Origin of the sequence: Methylomonas sp. ZR1 (assembly GCF_013141865.1) — a bacterium.
Classification (GTDB): Bacteria; Pseudomonadota; Gammaproteobacteria; order Methylococcales; family Methylomonadaceae; genus Methylomonas.
On sequence record NZ_RCST01000001.1, the window covers coordinates 4,195,938 to 4,215,235 of the forward strand.

At 49.4% G+C, this 19,298-nt stretch carries 13 protein-coding genes and 1 pseudogene; 9 read left to right on the forward strand and 5 right to left on the reverse strand.

The genetic code is table 11. The annotated features are described in order from the left end of the window. Nucleotides 1–8 precede the first annotated feature (8 nt). The 8 genes from dnaA (at nucleotide 9) to DDY07_RS19140 (ending at nucleotide 12,340) form a co-directional block, all read left to right on the forward strand. Complete coding sequence (gene dnaA, locus DDY07_RS19105) at nucleotides 9–1,325, forward strand: chromosomal replication initiator protein DnaA (RefSeq protein ID WP_171697041.1); 1,317 nt, start codon at nucleotides 9–11, stop codon at nucleotides 1,323–1,325. A gap of 189 nt (nucleotides 1,326–1,514) precedes the next feature. Then, a complete protein-coding gene (gene dnaN / locus DDY07_RS19110; protein ID WP_171697042.1) occupies nucleotides 1,515–2,618 on the forward strand; it encodes a DNA polymerase III subunit beta in 1,104 nt (367 codons plus the stop codon). Between the two features lie 14 nt (nucleotides 2,619–2,632). Further along, nucleotides 2,633–3,706 carry a DNA replication/repair protein RecF gene (gene recF / locus DDY07_RS19115; RefSeq protein WP_171697043.1) on the forward strand — a complete coding sequence of 358 codons (1,074 nt, stop codon included), beginning with the start codon at nucleotides 2,633–2,635 and terminating at the stop codon, nucleotides 3,704–3,706. A gap of 120 nt (nucleotides 3,707–3,826) precedes the next feature. Beyond that, nucleotides 3,827–6,232, forward strand: a complete 2,406-nt coding sequence (gyrB, locus tag DDY07_RS19120; RefSeq protein ID WP_033157627.1) for a DNA topoisomerase (ATP-hydrolyzing) subunit B — start codon at nucleotides 3,827–3,829, stop codon at nucleotides 6,230–6,232. 23 nt (nucleotides 6,233–6,255) lie between these two features. Continuing rightward, nucleotides 6,256–7,551, forward strand: coding sequence for a DNA phosphorothioation system sulfurtransferase DndC (gene dndC, locus DDY07_RS19125; RefSeq protein WP_101053657.1), 1,296 nt, complete (start codon nucleotides 6,256–6,258; stop codon nucleotides 7,549–7,551). Beyond that, nucleotides 7,544–9,607 (forward strand): AAA family ATPase, encoded by a 2,064-nt coding sequence (locus DDY07_RS19130; RefSeq protein ID WP_101053659.1) that lies wholly within the window; start codon nucleotides 7,544–7,546, stop codon nucleotides 9,605–9,607. The genes dndC and DDY07_RS19130 overlap by 8 nt, the downstream gene beginning before the upstream one ends. A gap of 11 nt (nucleotides 9,608–9,618) precedes the next feature. Beyond that, nucleotides 9,619–11,112, forward strand: coding sequence for an ATP-binding protein (locus tag DDY07_RS19135; RefSeq protein WP_101053661.1), 1,494 nt, complete (start codon nucleotides 9,619–9,621; stop codon nucleotides 11,110–11,112). A 607-nt stretch (nucleotides 11,113–11,719) separates the two neighbouring features. Beyond that, the gene (locus DDY07_RS19140; RefSeq protein WP_171697044.1) at nucleotides 11,720–12,340 is read left to right on the forward strand and encodes a hypothetical protein; all 621 of its coding nucleotides are present in this window, start codon (nucleotides 11,720–11,722) and stop codon (nucleotides 12,338–12,340) included. Between the two features lie 295 nt (nucleotides 12,341–12,635). Here DDY07_RS19140 and DDY07_RS19145 read toward each other — a convergent pair whose 3' ends face one another. The 4 genes and pseudogenes from DDY07_RS19145 to DDY07_RS19160 form a co-directional block, all read right to left on the reverse strand. Continuing rightward, complete coding sequence (locus DDY07_RS19145) at nucleotides 12,636–12,938, reverse strand: MerR family DNA-binding protein (protein ID WP_216614782.1); 303 nt, start codon at nucleotides 12,936–12,938, stop codon at nucleotides 12,636–12,638. Between the two features lies 1 nt (nucleotide 12,939). Then, a complete protein-coding gene (locus tag DDY07_RS19150; RefSeq protein ID WP_171694354.1) occupies nucleotides 12,940–13,905 on the reverse strand; it encodes an IS110 family transposase in 966 nt (321 codons plus the stop codon). A gap of 228 nt (nucleotides 13,906–14,133) precedes the next feature. Then, nucleotides 14,134–14,244, reverse strand: a pseudogene (locus DDY07_RS19155) (MerR family DNA-binding transcriptional regulator); the annotation flags it as partial. 189 nt (nucleotides 14,245–14,433) lie between these two features. Beyond that, nucleotides 14,434–15,258 (reverse strand): class I SAM-dependent methyltransferase, encoded by an 825-nt coding sequence (locus DDY07_RS19160; RefSeq protein ID WP_101053667.1) that lies wholly within the window; start codon nucleotides 15,256–15,258, stop codon nucleotides 14,434–14,436. 581 nt (nucleotides 15,259–15,839) lie between these two features. On the opposite strand from DDY07_RS19160, the gene rep reads away from it, so the two are divergent. Next, nucleotides 15,840–17,846, forward strand: coding sequence for a DNA helicase Rep (gene rep, locus DDY07_RS19165; protein ID WP_171697046.1), 2,007 nt, complete (start codon nucleotides 15,840–15,842; stop codon nucleotides 17,844–17,846). 2 nt (nucleotides 17,847–17,848) lie between these two features. On the opposite strand, the gene DDY07_RS19170 is transcribed toward rep, so the two are convergent. Next, nucleotides 17,849–19,189, reverse strand: coding sequence for a DegQ family serine endoprotease (locus DDY07_RS19170; RefSeq protein WP_171697838.1), 1,341 nt, complete (start codon nucleotides 19,187–19,189; stop codon nucleotides 17,849–17,851). Between the last annotated feature and the right edge of the window lie 109 nt (nucleotides 19,190–19,298).

Sequence of the window (19,298 nt, forward strand, 5' to 3'; positions counted from 1 at the left end):
GAATGCCGATGAGTGTGATTTGGAACAACTGCCTGGCCAAGCTTGAACATGAAATTCCCAGTACCGATTTCAGCACCTGGATCAGGCCGCTGCAAGCAGTGGAAACCGACAGCCAGTTAAAATTGCTTGCTCCCAACCGGTTTATTATCGACCACATCAAACAACATTTTTTCGCGATCATCGAAGACGCCGTCAACGAGTTTTCCAATGCGACCTTGGCGGTGCAGTTTGAAATAGGCAGTAAAAAATCGCCGGCTATCAAAGCACCGGCACTCAGCAAGAGTCCGACGCAAAAGAAGAATCAACCCAATTTTTTAAACAAAGCTTTCACTTTCGAGAGCTTTGTGGAGGGTAAATCCAACCAATTGGCCAGAGCTGCTTCGGTAACAGTTTCCGACAATATCGGCAAAGTTTACAACCCGCTGTTTATCTACGGCAGTTCCGGTTTGGGTAAAACCCACTTGATGCATGCCATAGGCAACGCGGTGTTGTTGAAAAAACCCGACGCCAATATTGTTTATCTGCATTCCGAGAAGTTTGTGCAGGACATGGTCAAGGCGCTGCAACAAAACAGCATCAACCAATTTAAAGAGTACTACCGCAGCATTGATATTTTATTGATGGACGACATCCAGTTTCTGGCGGGTAAGGAGCGCTCACAAGAAGAGTTTTTCCACACCTTTAACAATCTGCTGGATAACAAACATCAGGTGGTTTTGACCTGCGATAAATATCCGAAAGAAATCGATGGTTTGGAAGATCGTTTGAAATCGCGCTTCGGTTGGGGTTTGCCAGTGGCTATCGAACCGCCGGATCTGGAAACCCGTGCCGCTATCTTGATTAAAAAGGCCATGCAAGTCGGTGTGGATCTGGATCAAGACATTGCCTTTTTCATTGCTAAACGCATACCTTCCAATGTTAGAGATTTGGAAGGTGCGTTACGGCGGGTGGTAGCCAACTCGCAATTTACCGGCCGCGACATCACTCTGGAATTTACCAAGGAAGCGTTGCACGATTTGATCAGCTTGCAAGACAAGTTGATCAGTATCGATAACATTCAAAAGACCGTGGCCGAATATTTCAAGATTAGGGTGGCTGATTTATCCTCAAAAAATCGCAAACAATCCATCACTCGGCCACGACAGGTGGCTATGTGTTTGGCTAGAGAGTTGACCTCTCACAGTTATCCGGAAATTGGTGATGCGTTTGGCGGACGCGATCACACGACAGTCATCAACGCCTGCAAGCGGGTGGCTGAGTTGAAAGATGACGATGTGAAGATGGCGGAAGATTACAAAAACCTGTTGAGAACCTTATCGCATTAATTGCGCTTAAGTTGTGGATAAAGTGTGCCGGAAATAGCCTATCCAGCTTATCCACAAACCCCATACAAGCTATAACGGTATCCGACAACAATGTTTGATACATGCTAAGATTTTGATTTAAATTAGATAAAACCTGTTTTCCACAGCTTTTTGTTTACATAGTAGTAACAATATATAAAAGATATTTATATGAAATTTATTATTAGCAAAGATCAAATTTTGCCGCCGTTGCAGCAAATCGTCAGCGTTATCGAGAAACGGCAAACCATGCCGATTCTGTCCAATGTGTTGTTGCAGGCCAGCGACGAGCAGCTGGTGATGACCGGTACGGATACGGAAATCCAGATCGTTGCTAAGTTAAATATCGAATCAATAGCACATTCTGGAGAAATCACGGTTCCTGCCAGAAAATTTCTGGATATTTGCCGCTTATTACCCAATGGCGCGGAAATTCACTTCGAATTACAAGATGACAAAGTCAAGATTGTCGCCGGGCGTAGCCGATTTTCGTTGAGCACCCTTCCGGCCGAGCATTACCCTGAATTCAATGAGTCAGAGTTTGAGCACAGCTTTTTGCTGAATGCCGGCAAATTTAAGAAGGCGTTGGATAAAACCGTATTTTGCATGGCTAATCAGGACGTACGCTATTACCTGAACGGTTTGTTGTTGAACGTGAGTAATTCCAGGCTGAAGTTGGTGGCTTCCGATGGTCATCGTTTGTCGATTTATGAAGACGATATTGGACAGGCGACCGGTTATGAATCCCGCATCATCATGCCCAGAAAAGCGGTGCAGGAACTTAGCCGCTTGCTGGACGATGCAGACGCTGAACTAAACATCCAGTTTTCCAGCAACAACATCCGAATTTATTACAAGGATGTGGTGTTTTCTTCCAAACTGATCGATGCCAAGTTTCCGGATTTCAGTAAAGTGTTTAATCAAAGCTTTATGAGTCCTTTGCTAATCCAAAAACAAGTCTTGCGAGATGCGTTAACGCGGGTGGCGATTCTGTCTAATGAAAAGTACAAGGGCGTGACTTTCGATATATCCGGCGATTTGCTGAAACTCAGTACGCATAATCCCGAGCATGACGAGGCCGAGGAAGAGTTGATCATCGATTATCAAGGTGAGCCCTTGAGTATTTCGTTTAACTCGCAGTACATGTTGGATGCTGTGTCCAATTTGGATTCCGAAATGGCGGTGCTGACCATAGCCGGCAATGCCAGCAGTTGTTTTATTGAAGAACCCGAACAGCCTTTATTTAAATTTATTGTGATGCCGATGCGGATGTAGGTTGTCCAGGGATTATGACCTTATTAAAGCTGGATGTGCTGTCGGTCAGAAACATCCATTCCGCAAGTATCTCGCCGTCTCCTGCCATTAATTTCATCACCGGCGCCAATGCCAGCGGCAAGAGTTCGCTGCTGGAAGCTATTTTTATTTTGGGTAGATCCCGTTCGTTTAGAACGACCCATACCAAGCAGGCAATTTCTTTCGAACAGTCGCAATTGACCGTGTCGGCGCAAAATCGGCAACACTCCGGTTCGGTCAGTACGCTGGGGATACAGATTGACAATAAACAATGCCATATCCGCATCGATCAGGAAGATCGGCAAAAAGCGGATTTGGCTTACGCATTGCCGGTGCAATTGATTCATCCCAAGAGTTATCGCTTGCTGGACTCCGGGCCGCAAATCCGTAGAGAGTTTTTAGACTGGGGGATTTTTAATCAGCACAAAAACTTTCTGCCCTGTTGGCGCAAGTTTAATAAGGCTTTGCAGCAACGCAACGCTTTGTTGAAAACCCGGCAAATCAAGCAGCTGCCTGCCTGGGACAAAGAACTTGTGGAATACGGGCAGGTGATTAACGATTTTCGTTTGGCCTATGTAGCCAGCCTGCAACCGGTGTTTTTAGAAATGGCTGGCCATTTCTTGGATAGGGATGATGTCGATTTACGCTTCTTGCCAGGCTGGGACGATAGACAAGCCTTAGACTTTATTTTGAAAAACGATCTAGACCGAGATATGCGCTATGGCTTTACACATAGCGGCCCGCACCGAGCGGATTTTCAAACGTATCAAAACAAAAGACTGGCTAGAGACTATCTGTCACGCGGACAACAAAAGCTTTTGGTCTTGGCTTTGTTGTTAGCGCAAGTGACTTTATTAAACCAGGAAAGCCCATACTCGTGCTGCATTCTCATTGACGATCTAGCGTCCGAATTGGATACAGAAAACCGGGCAAAATTGATAAAATACCTCGTTGGATTGAGTTGCCAGGTTTTTATCAGCAGTACCGATATAGCTGATTTTGGCGACTTAAGTTCGGTAGAAAACTATAAATGGTTTCACGTGGAACACGGCGATGTAAAACAATTTTGATGTTTCACGTGGAACAAATAATAAAAATTAACAACTCCCATCACACACGATACAACCGATTCATGAGTGACATGAAGGCCGGGCATCGTTGCGGTAAAACACAACACAATGGATATACCCATGAGTGAAAATTACGACAGTTCGAATATCACAGTACTTAAAGGCTTGGATGCGGTCAGAAAACGTCCAGGCATGTACATTGGCGACACCGATGACGGTTCCGGCTTGCATCACATGGTGTTCGAAGTGGTCGATAACTCCATCGACGAAGCATTGGCTGGTTATTGCAAAGGCGTCGATGTCGTGATCCATGAAAACGGTTCAGTATCTGTCTACGACGATGGTCGCGGTATTCCGGTGGATATACACAAGGAAGAAGGCCGTTCCGCCGCCGAAGTCATCATGACCATCCTGCATGCTGGCGGTAAATTCGACGATAACGCCTACAAAGTCTCCGGCGGTTTACACGGCGTAGGTGTCTCGGTAGTAAACGCCTTGTCTGAAGAGTTGACCCTAAAGATTCGTAAGAACGGTAAGCTACACATGCAAAAATACGTGCTCGGCGAACCCGTAGCGCCTTTAGCGGTGATAGGTGATTGTGAAGGTAGCGGTACCTACATCAACTTCAAGCCCAGCCCAACTATCTTCACCAATATCGAATTTCATTACGACATCCTTGCCAAACGTTTGCGGGAACTGTCGTTTTTAAATTCCGGTGTGCGCATCTCCTTGCGCGACGAAAGATCCGGCAAGGAAGATGTATTCGAATTCGAGGGCGGTATCAGCGCCTTTGTGCAGCATCTGAACAAAAACAAAACCCCGTTGTTTGAAAAAGTCTTTCACTTTATCGCCGAAAAAGAAGGCGTAACGGTGGAAGTGGCGATGCAATGGAACGACTCCTACCAAGAGAACGTGTTCTGCTATACCAACAACATCCCACAACGCGACGGCGGTACGCATTTGGCCGGTTTTAGAGGCGCCTTGACTCGCACCATCAACCAATACATCGAAACTAACGGCCTGGCTAAAAAAGAAAAGGTCGCCACCACCGGTGACGATGCCCGCGAAGGTCTAACCGCTGTGTTGTCGGTAAAAGTCCCCGATCCCAAGTTCTCCTCGCAGACCAAAGACAAATTAGTGTCATCGGAAGTCAAACCCTTGGTCGAATCGACCATGAACGAAAAACTGCAAGAGTTCCTGCTGGAACAACCGCAAGTCGCCAAAGCCATCGCCGCCAAAATTATCGATGCAGCCAGAGCACGTGAAGCGGCTAGAAAAGCTCGGGAAATGACCCGCCGCAAAACCACCCTGGATATTGCCGGTTTACCCGGCAAACTCGCCGATTGCCAGGAAAAAGACCCGGCCTTGTCCGAACTGTTCATCGTGGAAGGGGACTCGGCGGGCGGCTCCGCAAAACAGGGCCGTGATCGCCGCACCCAAGCCATCCTGCCGTTGAAAGGTAAAATCCTTAACGTGGAACGCGCCCGCTTCGACCGTATGATTTCATCGGAAGAAGTCGGCACCCTGATCACCGCCTTGGGCTGCGGGATTGGTAAAGACGAATACAACATCGATAAACTCCGCTACCACCGCATCATCATCATGACCGACGCGGACGTCGACGGCTCGCACATTCGCACCCTGTTACTGACGTTTTTCTATCGGCAATTGCCGGAGTTGGTCGAGCGCGGCCACATCTACATCGCCCAACCGCCCTTATACAAAGTCAAAAAAGGCAAACAAGAGCATTACGTCAAAGACGACAACGCCTTAAATCAATACTTGATCCAATTGGCTTTGGACAAAGCGCAACTACAAACCGATGCCGACACCCCGGTCATCCAAGGCCAAGGTCTGGAAAAATTGGCGACTGAATTTGCCGACGTGATGAGCATCATCAATCGCCTGTCCAGACGCTACGACGACCTGTATCTGGAGCAAATGACCTACATGCAGGTGTTAAGCGACGAAATCAAAGCCGATCAGCAAAAGCTGCAAGCCTGGTTGGATTTGCTGCAAAAAAATCTGAACGAGGGTGGTCATAAAGCCATATTCAGCACCGAGTTAAAATATCGCGGCAGCGACGACTTCGATGTGGAAGTCAGTAAGCGTCTGCACGGCATTACCAAAAGCTTTGTCTTGCACGCGCCGTTCTTCGCCGGCAACGATTATCAAAAAATCGCCCGCTATGTAGAAAAAACCCTCAGCATGTTCGGCGAAACCTCTGTCATGCGCATGGGCGAACGCGAACAGCAAGTGGATAACTTCAAGCAAGCATTCGAATGGATGATGAAAGAAGTCAAAAAAGGCCAGCATATCCAGCGCTACAAAGGTTTGGGCGAAATGAACCCGGAACAGCTTTGGGAAACCACTCTCGACGCCAACGGCCGCCGCATGCTGCAAGTCACCATCAACGACGTAGTTGCCGCCGACGAAATCTTCACCACCCTAATGGGCGATGTGGTGGAACCGCGTCGGGATTTTATTGTGAAGAATGCGCTGGATGTGGCGAATTTGGATGTTTGACTAATACTTATATTTAAAAAGCAATGATTCAAAAAATACTGGAAAACCTCCATAGACTTTACTCTATGGACTCTAGGCCATGGATTGTGGGCTATAGTGGTGGCAAAGATAGCTCCATGATTGCTTCCCTGGTCTTTGAGGTAGTGATGGCTCTACCGCTTGAACAACGTAATAAAGAGATTTGTATTGTTTGTACCGACACTCGTGTGGAAATTCCCGCTGTTGTAGCGAGGGTTCAAAGCGAATTGGACCTTATGCAAGCCTGCTCAGATACACATGGATTAAACATTTCTTCACATCTATTAAAACCAACGGCGCAACAGTCATTTTGGGTAAATATTATTGGCCGTGGGTATCCGCCGCCTAATCGAACCTTTCGTTGGTGTACTCAGCGGTTAAAGATTGATCCCGTCAGCGAATTCATTCGCGGTAAGCTCGGGCATTGGGGGGAAGCCATTATTGTGTTGGGAGCCCGTCGAAGCGAGAGCGGCTCACGTGCACAAACATTGGATGCTCGGGCTAAGAGCGAATTCGGTTTGCGACGCCATGACGACTTACCTCGTTGTTGGATTTCGACCCCGATTGAACATATCTCTACTTTCGAGGTTTGGGATTACTTGATGGAACGTCCTTGTCCATGGGATGGCGACAATCAAACTCTTTTTCAGCTTTATAGGGATGCATCTGGCGGCGAGTGCCCGCTGGTGGTTGACCAATCTACACCCTCATGTGGCAATAGTAGATTTGGCTGCTGGACTTGCACGGTAGTAGAGAAAGATAAAGCCAGCGAGGGTTTGCTAGCCACTGGAGATCAGCGTATGGAATCACTGCTCCGGTTTCGCGAAACACTATTGCATTTTCGTGATCCAGAGAACGGTTACCGCGATATGGTGCGGAAAAACGGTCAAGAAGGACCGGGACCGCTGAAAATTGAGGCTCGGAAAGAGCTTTTAACTAAACTGTTAGCTTTGCAAGACGAATCGGGTCTCCCTGTCATCAGTGAAGAAGAGCTGCATTGGATTCAAACCTTTTGGAATAGCGCTCGCAATCCAGATGACGGTACGGGGGTCGTCAATATTATCTTCCAGCAAAAGGGTGACGCCATGCCAGACAGAAAGGATGAAGCTGAGTTGCGAGAAATCGAGGAGCGCGTAGCAACGGAAAAGGAAATATCGATAGAAACATTGCGACGGCTTGTTTCGAAGGTCGAAGAATATGGTGAAAGCCACCGTGCTGTAGGCTTGCCAGACGAACTGTTGCAGATATTGCAAGATGATTTGAGAGAGCGCCAACTGGAAAAGGAACAAACGAATGCCTGAGGTGTATATTGATTCGCTGTCTATCAAGAATTTCGGGCCATATTACGGAGAGCATACCTTCGAGCTTGGAACTGAGGGATACCGTCGAGCCACGCTTATCGGTGGCAAGAATGGTGCGGGTAAAACCCATCTGCTTCGAGCACTATATCTAGCCACTGTCGGAGAAAGTGGCGCTATTGATCTTAAAAAAGTTGAATCGGGTTCAGATGCGACTCGATTTGATTTGGCTGAATCATTGAATCGTCGAGCAAAATCCGAGGGCGAAGACAGTTGCTCAATGACGTTACAATTAAGCCAGCGCGATGAAACCGGCAGTATTGGTCGAACATTGACATTGGTTCGTCAGGTGAGGTGGCGACCCAATTCACCTCCGGTTTTTAGTTCTAAAGCCAATCTATCTGGAGATTCTCAATGGATAGAGGACGAAGACAAGGTTCAAAAGTTGCGCGACGCTTTTTTGCCACGCCATTTGACACGCTTTTTCTTTTTCGACGCGGAGCGTAGCCAAAGCATCCAGCTAAATGAGCGGGAAATAACTGAAGGCATCAGCCGAGTGCTTGGCCTTTACTCCTATTCGGAACTAGAGGAAGACTTACGCCAACTGACTGCCAATAAAATTCCCAAAATATACGGTAGTGGCTCCGAGGCGGAACGTCGCTTAAACGACATCACGGCTGAAATACTTCGCCATGAGTCCAATCTCAAAACGCTTTCGATTGATGAGTCAGACCAAAAACAAGAACTTCGGGACAACATATCGGAACTTGATGATGTAGAAGATCAGCTCAAATCTATCGGGGCCGTAGATCCTGAACAACTGACTAAAGCGACCAAACAGCGCGAGGAAATAAAATCAACCAAGGACAAGCTGGAAGCCAATCTTGGCACGGCCTGGGAATCGACATTACCCATTTCTCTGTTAGGTGGATTCCGCGCAGAGCTTCATGAATATTTACTGAAGGAGGAACGCCGAAGAGATTTCGAAAATCGAAAAGCTAGCGTAGAGCCAAAAATCCCTCAAGTAAAGCAAGCTGTGTTTGAAAACGTCCCGCCTAACTTTGTGCTGGATGATTTACTTCGAAGTTTCTATGAAGCCCAAATAGATGTTGCACTTCAAAGTTTGTTCAATCCCCCGCCTGAGGGTATGTCAGAGACAATCTTTGTTGTTCCTGAACGTAACGAGCTTAGCATTCAGATCAGATCAAAACTACGAACTCAGGCTACAGCGATACAAGGTCTTGCTAACTTGTGTGCTGAATTAGAGCGCAAGACATCTGAACTCAGAGAGCTTGATCAAACGTTAAAAGTACTGAACTCGGACAGCACTGCTATCGCTCTCGGCAATGAGTTACGTGAGCGCAGAGGCTCCCTTCTAAAACATAAAGAACAGATCGACGAAAAGATTTCCAATATTCAGGCCGAACGCATCCTAATCAATAATAAACTCCACGAGCTTCGTAAGGAGGAAACCAATCTGTCGGAGCAAGTGCAAAAAGTACAGAAAGGACGGGATCTCAATAGCTTGGCGCATCGCTATCGGGACGCTGTAAGCCAAATTAAGTCCAGCGCAGCCATATCACTTCGAGAGAAGATTGCTGACATCGTTGGAGGATTGTGGCTCGATATAACCGACCGAGGCTTAGAATACGTCGGCATGGAGTTTGATCAACACTGGAATTGCTTCCTGAAAAAGTCTGATGGCAGTCGCGTATCCTGGGAAAGCGCCAATACCTCGGCTGGTCAGCGCCAAGTTCGAATTTTGGCATTCACCGAAGCGTTGCGTCGTTTGGGCCGCTTCGTAACACCGCTTGTAGTTGATACGCCATTGGGGCGTCTGGATAAAGAAGTCCGTGAAAACGTATTGGAACGACTATATCTTTCGGGTCATCAAAGCATCATTCTGACTACTAACGCAGAAATCGATCCCAAAAGCGATCTTTTTGACCGAATCGCACCCCACTTATCCAGGGTCTACACCTTAAATCCCCAAGGTGATCCAGAATCGAACTCGTACCAAGTTAGAGTCAGCAATGACTACTTCAAACGAGTGCTTTAGAGATTATTGCCATGAGAATAAAAACAAGTGCCGCTGTAGGTGATTTCTTGGAATTGGTTTGGAGCCGCGTCCATGCTCCAAATAAAGCAGTCTTGGGCAGAGCTGGAATGTTCCTGGCTTTGGGAGAAGGCTTACCAAATGGATTTAAGGTGGCCGATTCCCAGGGTATTGAGTTAGCTGAAGAAACTATCGTTGGCGACGACTTGGCTCCAGTAGTGAGAGCAGCTCTAAATTATCGCAATGGTTCGACCCTAGATGAAACTGCCTACAAGCAAGCGTTTCGCCTTTATTTCGAGTACGGTTGCCATCGTCTCATGCAATTGTGGGACGAATACAATGGCGACCAAATCATGTTCACATCAGCGTTGATCAAAACGGCAAAAACCGGTCCTGAACTTATTCAATCCAAAGAAGGCTCCGCAATAACGCCTTTGGCGATTGTGGACCATCCGGTTCGAATCAAGTTACTTGATGACGTTGAATCTTGGACAATCAATGCGGCGGGCGGGAACTGCCTTACCGTAATTTCAGGTAAACCCGGCTCAGGCAAAAGCCAACTTGCTCTGGACCTGTTGGCCCAAATATCGCGCCAAGGTGTCAGATTTTTGTTTTTCGACTTGAAAGGTGAGTTGGAAGAGGACCCTTCAAACCCGCAACAAACGCAAACCCGAAATAATTTTCTTCAAATTACGGGGGCACATTATATTCGTCTCATTTCAGAGGGTTTGCCCATCAATCCTTTGTTTAGAGGGAAGTCCGAGGCGGAAAATGCCCAGATTGCCTCTGAGGTTGCTTCTCTGGTGGGCGCATTTGCGCCGCAACTTGGTGCAAATCAGGAAAGAGCCATTCGCGATGCGTTCGAAAGTCTGGAACGTCCAGATTTTCAAGGGCTTGCAGCAGAATTGGAGCAACGGGGAGAAGAAGGGGTTGCGCTCTCAATATTGGAGAAAATTTCCAAATTCAACCTGTTTTCAAACGCAAACAGGGCGCAGCCGATTGAGCGCTGGTTAAGTTCGTCACAAGTCATAGACTTCAAGCCTCTCGGTAACGACAACGATACTAAAGTATTGGCTGTCGCTTTCATTTTAAACTGCATCATGCGGCAGTTAAATCGTGCCCTAGCGGTTAAAGAAGGCGTTCAGCCTTTGCAAATGGTATTGTTTGTTGACGAAGCGCATTTGTTACTACCAAAGGAGGGGAAATCTGGTCTTTTGGGTTCTTTGGCTCGGCAGGGCCGTTCATGGGGCTTTCCTGTTTGGCTAGCGTCTCAAGATGCGGATGCCTTTTTGACAAAAGGAGCTAACGCAACAGATTTTGCTGAGTTGGCAGAATGTGGAATACATTTTTCGCCTCAAACGCTGTCGGACAATGAACAGAAGAAAGTACTCGGGCAGTCTCTAAATAAACCTTTGCAGAAAGGTGAAGCTGTTCTTCGGTTGTCTGGTAAGCTTTACACAGGATTGGCACGCCAAATTTGGCGTGACGATGGCGATATAGAGGTGTAATTAATAACTAGGCGACATAGAAATTGCGCTTAAGATATGGATTACAGTTCAACTGCGTCACGGTGCATGGTCCGCGACGCGGAAAAGCCCGGCGTTACTACACGGCGTGTGGTAACGATTCAAAAAGTGCTTCGAACGCACTCCCTTCAGCCCCGACCGCATATAAACCCAACCCGTTGGCATATAAAAATCTCCCGGCGGCATCCCCGAGAGGTCCGGTGGTGCCTTCGCGTTTCATGGCTGCACCTTCGAGTCCGGTGGATGCGCCTTCCAGGTTTGCGTAGGTGCATTCCGGACATTGGGATATGCCTTCCGGGGATTTTTATATGCCGCCGGGATTGTTGGGAATGTCTTCGCAGTGGTCGGCAACCCGCACGGGTGCTTTGGAAGTTACCTTAAAACCTATAGCTACGCCTTCGGGTAATTTTAAAATCCAAACGCGCGACATTTAGCCGCACTTGTGTAAGTTGATAGCTTATCTATACTCTTGGGCGACATAGTTTTAACGCTAGTTATTCCCTTCGATTTATTCCAATACTTCCGCCGGCGATTCGGCCTGTTGGCCGTTGCCTGGCTTGCTTATCGTTTATCTATAAGGAGCACACTGATGGCTAAATCAGATTATTTCCCCCGTCCCGATGGCGAGTTATTGATATGGCATGACCGGTTTATCCTCAACCTCGCCGCGTTGAAAACCCAGCTGGGTTTATCCGACGAGGACATTGCCGCCTGCAATACCGAGAACCAAGAACTGCATGGCAAAGTGTCGGCCGCCAATATTGCCGCTGCGGCCGCGCATCATGCGACCGCCGATAAGCAGGCTTATCGCGGCCAATTCGAGAATAAGGTAAGAGCATTGGCGCGGCGCATCAAGGCTCACCCTGGTTATACAGAGGCATTGGGTAGTCTGTTGGGTATCGTCGGTGCGGAAATCAATACGGATCTCACCGATGCCAAACCGGTGCTGAAGGCTGCCGATCAGACCGGTGGTAATGTGGTACTGAGTTTTCAAAAATTCAAAAGCGACGGCATCAATATCTATTCCCAGCGCGAGAATGAAAGCGAATTTGTGTTTCTTGCCCGTGACACTCAAACCCGTTATGTCGATAACCGCCCGCTATTGGTGGCCGGCAAGCCTGAGCTGCGCCGTTATACGGCGGTTTATGTGGTGAAAGATTTGGAAGTGGGCCAATACAGCGATGAACTGGTCGTTAGTTGTGCGCCGTAAGTGTGCTTCGATTCCAAGTGTGTTCGATTTTAGGGGATGCGTGATTCAGCCTTCGCTGGTTTCCCCGGTTTAGACACCTCATATTCGACAACGTCTATTTTTGTCCTTATTAATCAGACTGTTAAATTCCCTGGTTCCATCATTACCGCCTAAGCGGGAGCGACGATATTTGAGGGCCGGGTAAATAACTTGGACTGATTATCCTTAAACATTCGTCATTTCCGCGTATTTGCAGATCCGGAACCAGCAAAACGGGGAGGCAACCAAGGGAGAATAATCGCTGGATTATGTAGTCTTAAACCAGCTGCTGGCCGAGTACCAATGTATCGATAATCGGGCAATCCGGTTTATTGTCCCCGCTACAGGTCTGAGCCAACCGGGCCAGAATGTCGCGCATTTCGGTTAATTCGGCAATGCGTCGATTCAAATCGTCGACATGGGATTGGGCCAGCGCTTTGACATCGGCACTGGCTCTTACCGGGTCTTGCCACAGCGAAACCAGATCGCGGATTTGCTCCAGCGAAAACCCCAGCCCCCTAGCTCGTTTGATCATCCGCAACACTTGCAAATCGGTGTCGTTGTAGATACTGTTATCCAAGTCAAGCCAAATGAATAGCCGAATCGAAGGGTTTGGCGGATTTTAAGACGCCGAACGCCACATGAATCAATTTTCGCATCATGGCGCCGATAATGAGTTTATTGGGCTTACCGGCGCAGGCTAATCGGTTCCTGAATTGTTTCCCCCAGGCGGTTTTATACAATGTGACCATGGCTGGCATATACATGGCTTTTCGCAAGAACGAGTGGCCTATTTTGGAGAGTCTGGGTTTGCCCTTAATACTACTACCCGATTCGTATTGCCTAGGATCGAGTCCGGCAAAGGCTGCGGCTTGTCGGCTATTGGCGAAGCGCGAGGTATCGGCGTAGAACGCTAGGATAATAGCGCTGGTGCGCTCGCCAATGCCGGGGATGCTGTCGAGTAATTCGCGCTGTTGCTTGAGATCGGGATGGCGATCAATGTGATCATTGATGGCGTCGATCAATTGTTGGATAGCGGTATCCAGCCAATTCAGATGCTGCTGAATGTCCTCGCGCACCGCTTCGCGAGCCACCTGCAAACGGTTGCTTTCTTGGGTGCGCATGGTTTGCAGGGCGTCCAGGCGCAGCACTAGTGCGCGTAACGTGACTTCCGCCTCGCAACGGGGTTGCCAAGCGGATGGTTTGCGTTCGGCGCAGAAATCGGCAATGAGTTTAGCATCGACCGTATCGGTCTTGCTGCGGGTGAGCCGTGAAGCGCCATAAGCTTTGATTTGTGCCGGATTGACGACGCTGACAGTTAAGCCGTTGGTTGCCAGATGCTGAGCAACGTCTTCCCAATAAATGCCGGTCGCTTCCATGCAGACCTGCACGGATTCAGCTTTTTGGGCGTTTAGCCACGTCAACAAAGCTGTAAAGCCTTCAAGCGAATTGGGAACCACTTTGGCGCGAAACTTACCGTTGGACAAGCGTAATGAGCAATCCAGCTTGGCTTTTGAAACATCGATACCGAGATAAAAATGGGACATTGAAAACCTCAAATGATCTACCTTGTGAATGCAGGCTGCCGGAATCCGGGCCGAAGAGACTGTCCGATCGTTGATCGAGGGTGGGTCACTGCTGCAGGGGTCTACGTCTCGGGCTTCAATAGTCCAAGGTCCGATACGGCATCCAGTGACCCAAACCTGAGGTGCCCCTCAGGCATGTTTTGCGAGATTTCATTATCTCCTGAAAAACACGGGTGGATAATACAAGGTCCGGTAGCCCGATGCGGTGCGCACGCATTTTCTGATCAGTCCGATACCTTCGTAGTGACGAATCATTTTGGCGGATACGCCGGTCATTTTCGCAGCTTGGCTGATATTCATCGCTCACTCTCCAATAGGGGGACTCGGCGTTGCGGGCGGCCAGTTCGCTGCCCGCTAGCGGGTTCGGTTAATGCCTGACGGATTGCAATAAGCCGGCGGGTTACCGCGATGGGAAGGACAAGCGATTTTTTTGCTTTTTTAGTCCCTGGTATTTTTTGAAAAAATCGCTCATGAAAAAAACGCAAGGCTCTAAACGACAGGTTTATCGGCGACGGCATAAATCACATTGGCTGAAATCTCAGTAACCGATTGGCTCACTAATTGGTCGAGATTGGCCTGCTTCACCTTCTGTAGCTGTTCGCTATTGAGCTGATCCAAGGTTCCCCGATAACCGCTACCCATCGCCAGGGTCCACCAATCCTCAGGCTCAGACAGAGCATGAGTCGCGGTTTCGGCAGAAATGTGCACTTCGGTTAAACCGGCTTCGGCCAGCATGTCCAACAGTCCTTTCGGTGTGGAAATACGATCCCAAGGATTAAAGTCTTTATAGAGTTCGGGGCGTTGTTGGCGGATGGCTTGCCAAAGCGAGGTGTTGGCTGGCTCGAATAAATCCGGTCCCCAGGTCGTAATAGCCAATCGCCCGCCTGGCCGGACCTGGCGCCATAATTCTTTGACGGCGGCGGCCATATCAGGTACGAAAAAGATCCCAAACACGCAAACGACGGCGTCGAAATAACCATCGGGATAACCTAGAGCAAGCATATCATGGACCCGAAATTCCAGATTCTCAAGACCATCGGCTTGGGCTTTATCGGCTGCCCGAGTCAATAGTTTTTCTGCCAAATCGACCGCAACCACCCGGCCATCCGAGCCGACCATCCGCGCGGCCGGTAAGGCTGAAGCGCCGGTTCCGGAACAAACATCCAATACTTGGTCACCTTGCCTCAAACCTATTCGCTCAATGGTGCTATGACCGAAACGGTTCCAAAACGTGTTGGCCGGGTGATCGAATAAATCGGCGGCTGTGTTATAAGCATGTGCGGTTTTCTGATTGGCTACCCCATGTGATTCCATTTCAACCTCCTGAAAAAATATTCAAATTTTAGTCATGGATAGTCACCTTACCTCGGAGACCATCCGGAGGCATCAATCTAAAGGTTTACATAATGGGAAGGTCAAGCAAAATTAAGGCTTAACTATGATCGCTAGATGAATAATCTGCTCGGATCGTCGCCAGATCAACTACTGAACACCAGATTCAAAGCCTGGCGGGGGATTTAATCAGCGTTGCCCCAGGGAATAAGGCCGTAACGGCGCCAAGTAAAAAGTATGGCAACAAGATTGATGTGTGTCATGTTCATTTGTTTGTTGCGCCACGTAGAGCAAAGCGAAGCTTTTTGCCCGTCCGTTTGACTGCCATGTTAGGCACCGTCTTTTCTCATCATGCGCTTTAGAATTGGTAGTCGGTAAGCCGACGTCCTCGATTTCGCTGACGCTGCATTGAGGCTGCGCGACTCTCGTTGCTATGTCTCCGATTTCCAAAAAGACAATGTGCTCCGCGAGCTCCCATTAAGCCAACGCCCATTCGCCCAAGTTCACACAATTTCAGCTAGCCCTGCGATAATGGCCGGCCTGTCAATAACCCCTTTGTTTTCGTGTCCCCCAAACTCAACCCCCAACAACTCGCTGCCGTTAAAACCATCGATCATCCCTTGTTGGTGCTGGCTGGCGCCGGTAGCGGCAAGACGCGGGTGATTACCGAGAAAATCGCTTATCTGGTGCAGCAAGGTACGCCTGCGCGACATATCGCGGCGGTGACTTTTACCAACAAGGCGGCGCGGGAAATGAAGAGCCGGGTCGGCAGGCTGATTGATGACAAAGCCAGTCGCGGCTTGCGGGTATCGACTTTTCATTCCCTGGGCTTGGATATTCTGCGCAAGGAACACAAGGCCCTGGGCTACAAAGCGGCGATCACCTTGTTCGACGAACAGGACCGGCTGACCTTGCTGCGCAATCTGGTCAGTCACGGCGTGGGCGGCTGCGACATTGATAATGTGGAGCAGTACAACTGGCAAATCGGCCAGTGGAAAAACGCCTTTGTCACGCCGATACAGGCTTTGAGCCAAGCCGATGCCAACAGTTTGCCTGCTGCGCTGCTTTACGAGGCTTTTACCCGCAGTTTAAAGGCCTATAACGCCACCGACTTCGACGATTTGATTTTGTTGCCGGTATTGCTGTTTCAACAACATCCCGAAGTGCTGGAGAAATGGCAGAACAAGATTCGCTATCTGCTGGTGGACGAATATCAGGACACCAATATTACTCAGTATCAACTCGTGAAATTACTCGCTGGTAATTTGGGGCGCTTTACCGTGGTGGGCGACGACGACCAATCTATCTACGCCTGGCGCGGCGCCCAGCCGGAAAACCTCAGCCAGTTGCAAAAAGATTACAGCCGCTTGCAAGTTATCAAGCTGGAACAAAATTACCGTTCCGCCGGGCGGATTTTGAAAGTGGCCAACCAGTTGATCGCCAATAATCCACACGCCTTCGAGAAAAAACTCTGGAGCGAGTTGGGCTATGGCGACCCGCTACGGGTGCTGAGCCATAAAAACGACGTGGCCGAAGCTAAGCAAGTGACTGCCGAGATTGTGCATCATCGCTTCAAGACCGGCGGCAGCTACGGCGACTATGCGATTCTGTATCGCGGCAATCACCAGTCACGCTTGTTCGAGAAGGAATTGCGCGAGAACAACGTGCCCTATTTCATCAGCGGCAGTGCCTCATTTTTTTCCTATGCGGAAATCAAGGACGTACTGGCCTATTTACGGTTATTGGTTAATCGGGATGACGACGCGGCGTTTTTGCGGGTGATCAACACGCCGCGCCGGGAGATTGGACCGACCACGCTGGAAAAGCTGGGAGCTTACGCCAACGAGCGGCATATCAGTCTTTTTGCAGCCTGCAACGAGTTAGGCCTGCAACAACGGCTGCCGGAAAAGTCGGTACAACGCTTGAGCAAGTTTTGCGATTGGTTGAAAGAGACGGCGATCAAGGTCGAGCGCGAGGATACCTTTGTCGTGATCAACCGGATGATAGACGAGATCAACTATTCGGCTTGGTTACAGGAAAACAGCAAAACCCCCGCTTCGGCCGAGCGTAAACTGAAAAATGTGTATGAGTTAATCGAATGGCTGCAGCGTATCGCCACCAAGGAGCAAGGCAGTGAACAGTCGCTGGCCGATGTGATTGCCAAGGTGATGCTGCTGGATATTTTGGACCGCAATCAAGAAGACGAAGCCGGCGACCAGGTCAGCTTGATGACCTTACACGCCGCCAAGGGCCTGGAGTTTCCACACGTGTTTTTGATCGGCATGGAAGAAAACCTGTTGCCGCATCAGAACAGCATCGAAACTGACAATATCGAAGAAGAGCGGCGTTTGGCGTATGTGGGCATCACCCGCGCCCAGCAGACCTTGACTTTTAGCTATTGCACGCACCGCAAGCGTTTTGGTGACTTGACCGAGTGCGAACCCAGCCGGTTTTTAAACGAGTTGCCGGAAGAAGATTTGGAGTGGGCCAACAAAAAACAGTTGCCGCCGGAAGAAATTAAACAGCGCGGCAAGGCCAGCCTGGCCGCGCTGAAAACGATGCTGAATTGAGTTTATTGCAACACCACGAAAAAGCCTTCGCCGCCGCGTTGCAGATTGACTAACAGCGGTGCATTGGGATTGACCACCTGCTTGATCTCATCCAGATTTCTGACCCGGTAGCGGTTGGCGGTGACGATGATGTCACCGGGCCGCAAGCCGGTTTTCCAGGCTTTGGAGTTTTGTTCGACTTTTTCTATCATCACCCCTTCCACTTGATCCTTGGGCGTTACGCCTAGCACCGCGCCGCTTAAAGTCGGATGCAGTTTACTGCCGTCCAGCTCCGGCCGCTTCGGTTTGCCGATGGTAGCTTGCAGCGACTTGCGTTCTTCGCCGCGCATGATTTCCAGGCTGGCAGTATCGCCGATTTGCAGCAAACCCACCGCGTTACGAATTTGGGCGCTGCCGCCTTTCACGTCCTGACCGTTGATGTTCAGAATAATATCGCCCGGTTCCAGACCGGCTTTTTCGGCGGGCGATCCTGCTTCGACTCGGCTAACCACCGCGCCGTGCTGGCTTTTCAAAGCAAAGGCTTTCACCAGTTCCGGCGTCAAATCCTGGGTGGTCACCCCTAGTAATCCGCGGCGCACTTCCCCATGCTGCACTAAGGATTCCATCAAGCGAACCGCCATATTCGAGGGAATCGCAAAACCGATGCCGACGTTACCGCCGCTTGGTGCGAGGATTGCGGTATTCATGCCAACAAACTCGCCGCGTAAATTCACTAAGGCACCGCCCGAATTGCCGGGGTTGATCGAGGCGTCGGTCTGAATAAAATCTTCGTAACCTTCAATACCCAAGCCGGAACGGCCCAGCGCGCTAACGATGCCAGAGGTGACGGTTTGGCCCAAGCCGAACGGGTTGCCGATGGCAACCACGAAGTCGCCGACTTTCAGTTGGTTGGAGTCGGCAATTTTCAAGGCACTCAGGTTGTCGGCGGGGATTTGGATCACCGCCACGTCGGCTTCCGGATCGGTGCCCAGCAGTTTGGCGTTGAGCTGCCGGCCGTCGCTAAGGGTAACGGTGATTTTGTCCGCTTTGTCGATGACATGATTATTGGTCAGCACATAGCCTTGATCTTTATCGATAATCACACCCGAACCCAAGCTATTTTTTTGCTGTTGCCGCTGGTTTTTGGGGATGTTGAAAAAACGCCGAAACATCGGATCGTTCATTAACGGATTTTCCTGCACCCGCACATTGGTCGAGGTGGAAATGTTAACGACGGCGGGCATGCTTTGCTCCAGCATCGGCGCCAGGGACGGCAAAGGTGCGCCGTCGACTTGTCCGGGCAATTCTGCGCTGGCTCGCCAGCTGCTCAGGCCAAACAAGATAATCAGGAATAGTTTGTTCATGTTCGTCATGGTTTTTGCATTCCAGGCAGTTAAGTTGCCAGCATGGACTCGCTGGGCGGGAAAATGTTTCACTGAGAGTTTACTTAATAATCGACTATCATAGATTAAG